This window comes from Sodalinema sp. (genome assembly GCF_046483825.1).
Taxonomy (GTDB): Bacteria; Cyanobacteriota; Cyanobacteriia; order Cyanobacteriales; family Geitlerinemataceae; genus Sodalinema.
In genome coordinates, this window is record NZ_JAWOCL010000021.1 from 44,269 (window position 1) to 50,671 (window position 6,403).

7 protein-coding genes, 1 tRNA gene and 1 riboswitch are annotated in these 6,403 nt (G+C 51.4%); of the genes, 4 read left to right on the forward strand and 4 right to left on the reverse strand.

The annotated features are described in order from the left end of the window. Window positions 1-122: 122 nt before the first annotated feature. A complete protein-coding gene (locus tag R6U67_RS01505) occupies window positions 123-509 on the reverse strand; it encodes a hypothetical protein (RefSeq protein WP_068790547.1) in 387 nt (128 codons plus the stop codon). 218 nt (window positions 510-727) lie between these two features. On the opposite strand from R6U67_RS01505, the gene queA reads away from it, so the two are divergent. Continuing rightward, window positions 728-1,828, forward strand: coding sequence for a tRNA preQ1(34) S-adenosylmethionine ribosyltransferase-isomerase QueA (gene queA, locus R6U67_RS01510; protein ID WP_410250903.1), 1,101 nt, complete (start codon window positions 728-730; stop codon window positions 1,826-1,828). 94 nt (window positions 1,829-1,922) lie between these two features. Continuing rightward, window positions 1,923-1,999: riboswitch (Glutamine riboswitch) on the forward strand. 38 nt (window positions 2,000-2,037) lie between these two features. Then, on the forward strand, window positions 2,038-2,265 hold the full coding sequence (locus R6U67_RS01515) for a hypothetical protein (protein ID WP_410250904.1): 228 nt from the start codon (window positions 2,038-2,040) through the stop codon (window positions 2,263-2,265). 97 nt (window positions 2,266-2,362) lie between these two features. Here the strand turns inward: R6U67_RS01515 and R6U67_RS01520 are convergent. Next, a tRNA-Pro gene (locus tag R6U67_RS01520) sits at window positions 2,363-2,436 on the reverse strand. Between the two features lie 375 nt (window positions 2,437-2,811). Here R6U67_RS01520 and R6U67_RS01525 point away from each other — a divergent pair. Both R6U67_RS01525 and R6U67_RS01530 read left to right on the forward strand, forming a co-directional pair. Beyond that, window positions 2,812-3,978 (forward strand): RRXRR domain-containing protein, encoded by a 1,167-nt coding sequence (locus R6U67_RS01525; RefSeq protein WP_087712259.1) that lies wholly within the window; start codon window positions 2,812-2,814, stop codon window positions 3,976-3,978. Window positions 3,979-4,035: 57 nt separating this feature from the next. Beyond that, entirely contained in the window at window positions 4,036-5,091 is a 1,056-nt protein-coding gene (locus tag R6U67_RS01530) for a C39 family peptidase (protein WP_410250905.1), read from the forward strand. Window positions 5,092-5,141: 50 nt separating this feature from the next. On the opposite strand, the gene nadC is transcribed toward R6U67_RS01530, so the two are convergent. Both nadC and R6U67_RS01540 read right to left on the reverse strand, forming a co-directional pair. After that, window positions 5,142-6,020 (reverse strand): carboxylating nicotinate-nucleotide diphosphorylase, encoded by an 879-nt coding sequence (gene nadC / locus R6U67_RS01535; protein ID WP_410250906.1) that lies wholly within the window; start codon window positions 6,018-6,020, stop codon window positions 5,142-5,144. A gap of 165 nt (window positions 6,021-6,185) precedes the next feature. Beyond that, window positions 6,186-6,403 (reverse strand): hypothetical protein (locus R6U67_RS01540; RefSeq protein ID WP_410250908.1); only part of this gene is annotated, 218 nt, incomplete at its 5' end.

Sequence of the window (6,403 nt, forward strand, 5' to 3'; positions counted from 1 at the left end):
TTGTTTATTTTAGTCCAAGCCTAAGTGGCGAATTTCTGGTCTGCCAATGCTGAAGATGACCCTGATTGACCTGATCAAATGGTGCGATGATCTAATGCTGCGATCGCTGTCTCAATACCCGTTCACGCTAAGGTTTCGGGACAATAACCAAGTCCCCGAACAAACTGACGACGGAAGGCTTCAATTTCTGCGGTGTCTGGGTTGCCATGACAGACAACAGCCACTTGATAGCGTCGCATAACATCCACAGGAGCCTGGTCTGTTTCTAAACTCCACATCGCCATCTGCACTCGGATGTTGGAGGGATAGGGAATTCCCACTTCTTTGAGGTAAGCTTGGAAATTACCATGATCCTGACGGCTCAATGGGGAGTCCATCTTAACTCGTAGCACCCATCCGTCGATTTGGTGAATGACGGTGATGAAGCGAACGGGAAAATTTTGTCGTTTGAGATGTTCAACGACCCGTAACGTCAGGCTGGCGTTGGCAAGATAGTAGAGGTAATCCATAGAGAGTGCCTTGAATTGGGGTCTATCTCTATGGTCGCTGACTCTGACCCAAGCTCCTAGGGTGAACTCCCCATAGTTGCATGGGGAAGGTTCCCCAATCCCGAATCAATTGCGAAAATGGCTGAGGGAGGCGATCGCTTGATTTGACCCTCAGAGTCCTTGATCCCATTGCGTATACTCCTGTTCACTGTTGATGATGTCCTGGTTTAAATTCAACTATGATCCCCACGTCTGAGGATGATTTACAACTCGATTCTTATGATTATCATTTACCCGAGGAACGGATTGCTCAGAATCCAGTCACCCCTCGGGATCATTCCCGTTTACTGGTTGTCCATTCACCACAAGATCACAGCCATCAAGTCTTTTGGCAGTTACCGAATTGGTTGAAAGCAGGAGATTTATTGGTTTTAAATGATACTCGGGTCTTACCCGCTCGTCTTCATGGTCACAAATCAAGTGGGGCCAAGGTCGAGGTGCTGCTGCTCGAAGAACAGACTGAGGATCGTTGGTTGGCTTTGGTGAAACCGGGTAAGCGTTTGAAACCGGGGGCTGAGATCCGTTTTGATGCCCCGAACGGTTCGCCTACTGAGGATTTCGGAACGTTTCGAGCTAAGGTTCTGACCACTGATGAGGCGACGGGAGGTCGAGTGTTGCAGCTAATTCCACCCTCGGGACAAACGGTTTTGGAGACCTTAGAAGACTATGGGGAAGTTCCCTTCCCTCCGTATGTGACGCAGTCTCAAGCCGATAGCAGTCAATACCAGACCGTTTACGCTCGCGAAGCTCGATCAGCGGCGGCCCCAACGGCAGGATTGCATTTTACGCCGGATCTGTTGCAACGGCTGCATGAGCAAGGGATCTCTCAGGCGTTTGTAACTCTCCATGTTGGGGTGGGAACGTTTCGGCCCGTGGAAACGTCAGATATTCGTAGGCATGTTATGCACCAGGAGTGGCTGGATGTCCCAGCTACAACGGTGGAAGCAATTCGTCAGACCCGATCTCGGGGAGGACGGGTAATTGCGGTTGGAACGACGGCGGTGCGATCGCTCGAATCCGCCGCTGGCCAACAGCCATCAGGGGAGATCGCGCCGTTTTCGGGCAAAACCGATTTGTTTATTTATCCGGGATATCGTTGGCGGGTGGTGGATGGCTTAATTACAAACTTCCATCTTCCCAAGTCCAGTTTGATGATGATGGTCTCGGCTTTACTGGGACGACAACGACTCTTGGGGCTTTATGAGGAGGCGATCGCTGAAAATTATCGATTTTTCTCCTTTGGGGATGCGATGCTGATTATGCCTGAAGCCCGCTCTTAGTTAGGGTTTCAGGTTTGAGTATTTCTCTGTATCAGAGATTCATGAACATGATCCTTGACATAAGTTGAGGCGAGTGTAAAGATTAGTCAACTTAATCGTTCATCTTCCTATCGGTCTAAACAATACACGTGGGAAGACGGAAGTAGGGCTTTTGCACCGAAGGAACGCACCGCATCCTTAACGAATTTCCTAAATTTGAGGTATTACAGATGTTGGTTGCCTGCTTGGTTGCCCTTGCGTTTGCCGTTGGCTCCTTTTTCCTCAGCCTCAACACGACTGAGGAGATGATTAAGGTTGCAGCGGTGGGTGTGGCTGGACTCTGTGCTGTTCTGAGTCTTTACTTTGCACCCTGGATTGTCAAACTTGTGATTTTAGCTATCCCGTTTCTGTGGGGACGTTTCTCTAGAGTTGGCCGTTTTGGCTCTCGCCAGATTTAAGCGTCTCCCCTGATTGCCTCACAGGCGTGATGATCCAACAGAAACACCCCTGAGATGGTCTCGGGGGTGTTTCTCGTTTGTATCCGTTGCGATTGAGTCGGGATGACAGGATTTGAACCTGCGGCATCCTGCTCCCAAAGCAGGCGCGCTACCAAGCTGCGCTACATCCCGATGTTTGAGTCGCCCCTTAGAGTATAGGAGATCGAGCGCGCTCTTGCCAACTGGTTTAATTGGGGAAACTGCGATTGATTCCTGAGGCTGGCTCAAATTTGGGCTGCGATCGCGGTACGATCGACCTATCTCACTAGGGGAGTGGCATAACAGTTCAATCAATGACCCCCACCTGGCATTTGCCGAGGTGGAGGAGTGACCAGAGATAACCTGGTCGTAGCTGCGAATCGGCCATTGAGGTGCATACGGCAACACGTCCGGTTGCTTCTCGCGCACCGGATTATCTGTAAGGCCCTGGAATCTCAGGGAGTGGGGTTAACCCAGACACACCGTATGTACTGGCTTAAGAGACCTGTAGTTTGGGAATTATCTTCCATGCAACGTATCCCTGTCCAAAACCCGGATGGGACTCCCGCCATGCCCACCAAGCGCCATCGCGCACAGCGATGGGTAGAGCAAGGCCGAGCAACATGGGTCAAAACAAATCTCCGCCTTAAGGCCGTGCGCTTAAAAGCCGAACCATCAGGTCGTAAGACTCAACCCATTGTGGTTGGTGTCGATCCCGGCAAACTCTATTCAGGGATTGCCGTTCAATCGGCTAAAGCGACCCTATTTCAGTCCCACCTAGAACTCCCCTATCTCAAGGTGCGGGAGCGGATGGACAATCGCAGAATGCTTCGGCGTTCTCGCCGTAGTCGGCGAATCAATCGAGAGTTACCCTTCCCATTACGGAATCATCGCCAAAAACGATTTAACAACCGTAGACAGAAGAACGTCGCCCCCAGCATTCGAGCCAACCGAGACCTAGAGTTTCGGGTGGTTCAGGAGTTATCTCGACTCTTTCCCATTGCGGCTATTGGCTACGAGAAAGTCCGCGCCGACGTGGACTTAACCTCAGGTCGAAAGGGGGCAAAATCCGGTAAGGGTTTCTCACCTGTGATGGTGGGGCAAGCCTACGCCCTTGAGCAAATGGAGCAGATTGCCCCGGTTTATACTCGCTATGGGTGGCAGAGTGATGGCAATGGCACCGCTCAACTTCGCTCTGTTTTGGGATTAACGAAATCTCAGGATAAAGCCAGGGCAGTCCCCCAAACCCATGCTGTCGATGGGATTGCCTTAGCTTGTGGATACTTCATTCAGTATCGCCCTTTCTACGGAAAACGGAGTCACGGTTGTTGTTTATTTGGCCAGGTTAAGCTCACATCTGCCCCATTTGTGGTGATTAAACGGCCACCCATTAGTCGTCGGCAACTGCACCTGATGGTTCCGAAAAAGAAGGGGGTACGCCGCAAATATGGGGGCACAGTGACCCGCCACGGATTCCGAAAAGGGGATCTGGTGCGGGCTGAAATGGCCGGTCGTGTCTCAGTCGGCTATGTCAGTGGCGATACCGCTCGGCAAGTTTCGGTTTCTGGGTTGACCTGGAAGCGTATTGGTCAGTTTAGTGCTGGCAAGGTTACGTTACTCTATCGCGCCACGGGCATTTTAGTTAGTTGCCCGCAGAGATGGTCCGTCAGTGGGGTATTGAACCCTGCTGGCTGACGCTTGTTTCCTCCCCCACCTGCGGTGCGAGGTGGGGGTTTCCACAAGGAGTTTTTGATGAAGCTACAGGACTTTCTCGGTACGGATCGCAAATACGATTATCAGGATATTGCCGCTGATGAGGAACTGACTCGTCAAATTCAGGTACGCCTGATTGATCTCGGATTACTGGAGCCTCCGGCGGATGGACTCTTTGGCCCATTGAGTACAGCTGCCTTTGACCGCTTTCAAGAGTTGATGGATGTAGAGGAACTGGGCTATCTTGGGGCTGCAACAGCTCGGCTTATGATTCAAACCCGACGGGAGGATTTGCCTAAACCCCCCCCGGAGTTGAAAGTTCTCCAAAACACAGTCTTCAAATCTCGGCCCGTACAGTCGTCGGCCCTGGCTGATACTGAAAAGCGTTCAGTTCCGGCGGGGGAACAATTTCGCCTCGTCGACTATGAAGAGGTGCGCAATCATTTACGTGTTGCTTTACGGGATACGGCGTTCCCCAAGCGGGGGGATACGGGCAAGGTGGAAGACTCAAAAATCTGGTATGCCTTCCGAGAGCATGTGGAAATCTGGGAAGAAGAGGATCGTCAGGTTCCCCTACATAAACCGACGACCATCCGTCTCGATGTGCCTTACAAGTCCCAATTGGACAATTGGTATAATCCCATGGGGTCTTGTAATGTGACCTCTCTGGCCATGTGTTTAGATTTTTTGGGGGCTTCTCGCCGTAGTTCTGTGGGGCAGTTTGAGGATGAACTCTACGAATACATGATTAATCGTGGCTGGAGTCGTCATAGTCCCTACGATTTAGCGCGAGTGGTACGGGATTATGGCTGTCGTGATACCTTTCGCACCAATGCCACCATTGAGGAAGTCCAGGATTGGTTGGCAGGGGGGAATCCTGCGGTTATTCATGGCTATTTCACCTCGTTCGGTCACATTATTGTCCTTGTTGGCTATGATGATCGCGGTTTTATTGTCCATGATCCCTACGGAGAATGGTTTGAATGGGGCTACCGCCGGGATTTAAGCGGTGCGTTTCTTCATTACTCCTATAACTTGATTCGTCGTGTCTGTATCCCCGATGGTGAGTTCTGGGTGCATTTCATTTCCCGTTGACGACTCAGTTTGCTGGTTTGACTCCTTTCTCTCAGGTTCTGTGATGTCCCCTAGCTCTTCGAGGGGACATTAAGTTTCATGCTGATATCGAGCCAGGGAGCGCGTGAGATGGGGGCGCTGGTGGAAATATAGTCCACTCCGGTTTCCGCGATGGCTCGCAGACGCTCTAGGGTGATGTTGCCTGAGGCTTCAATTTTGATGTTGGGGTTCTCTCGGCGAATGAGTTGCACGGCATTGTCTAGGTCGGGGAGGGACATGTTGTCCAACATGATGATGTCTACTCCAGCTTGGAGGGCCTCTTGGACTTGTTCTTGGGTTTCCGTCTCGACTTCAATGGTCAGCGGATAGGGAATTTGAGGACGAATCTGCGTCACGGCTGCGGTTAGGCTACCGGCTGCGGCAATGTGGTTGTCTTTGATCATGATGGCGTCGTCAAGTCCTAAACGATGGTTAATAGCACCTCCGACACAGGTGGCATATTTTTCGAGTAGTCTCAGTCCGGGTGTGGTTTTACGAGTATCTGTGAGCTGTGTGGGGAGGTCGGCGATGGTGTCGACGTACTCACGGGTACTTGTGGCAATGCCACTGAGACGCATAACGAGGTTTAGGGCGACTCGTTCTCCCATGAGTAGGTTTTGGAGGTTTCCCTGGAAGCGGGCCACTACGGTCCCTGTTTCGCAGGCGGTTCCCTCTTTATATATAAGTTCGCTTTGGATTTGGCGATCGAGTTGCTCAAAGATACGTTGCGCTACGGGTAAACCGGCAATCACGCCGGGGGCTTTGAGCGTCCATTCTGCGGTTCCTTGTCGAGATTGACCGTTGAGTAAGGTCTGACTGGTGCGATCGCCCCGTCCGATATCTTCGGCCAGCCAACTTTGGATCAACGGATCTAAAACCACCCAAGGGGGTAAGACAGGAGATAGGGTCACAGGAGACGTCCCTCATTCTGAATACAGCATGTTCAACCATACCGTTCGGCGAGGAGGTTTCATTAGGGATTCTTTGGGGAGGCGATCTATCCCTAACCGATTCGTCAGTTCCCAGCTCCCCATCTCTCCCCTAGATCCGGTTGATCAGGGGTCAACGGGGAGAAATCAGGAAAAAATCAAAAAAGTTTTCGGGCTGAAAGCCTTGCCCTGAGGGAGTTTCGGAGCAAGGCAGCAAAAAACTTTCAAAAAACTTTGAAAAAAAGGGTTGACAGCCCCAGATAGTCTTGTTAGATTAGTTAAGCGCTCGGGAGGACGGGCAAACAACGCCCCCCAAACGACGCATTCCGAACCTCGAAAATTAAATCGTTTGAAAGCTCGACAAA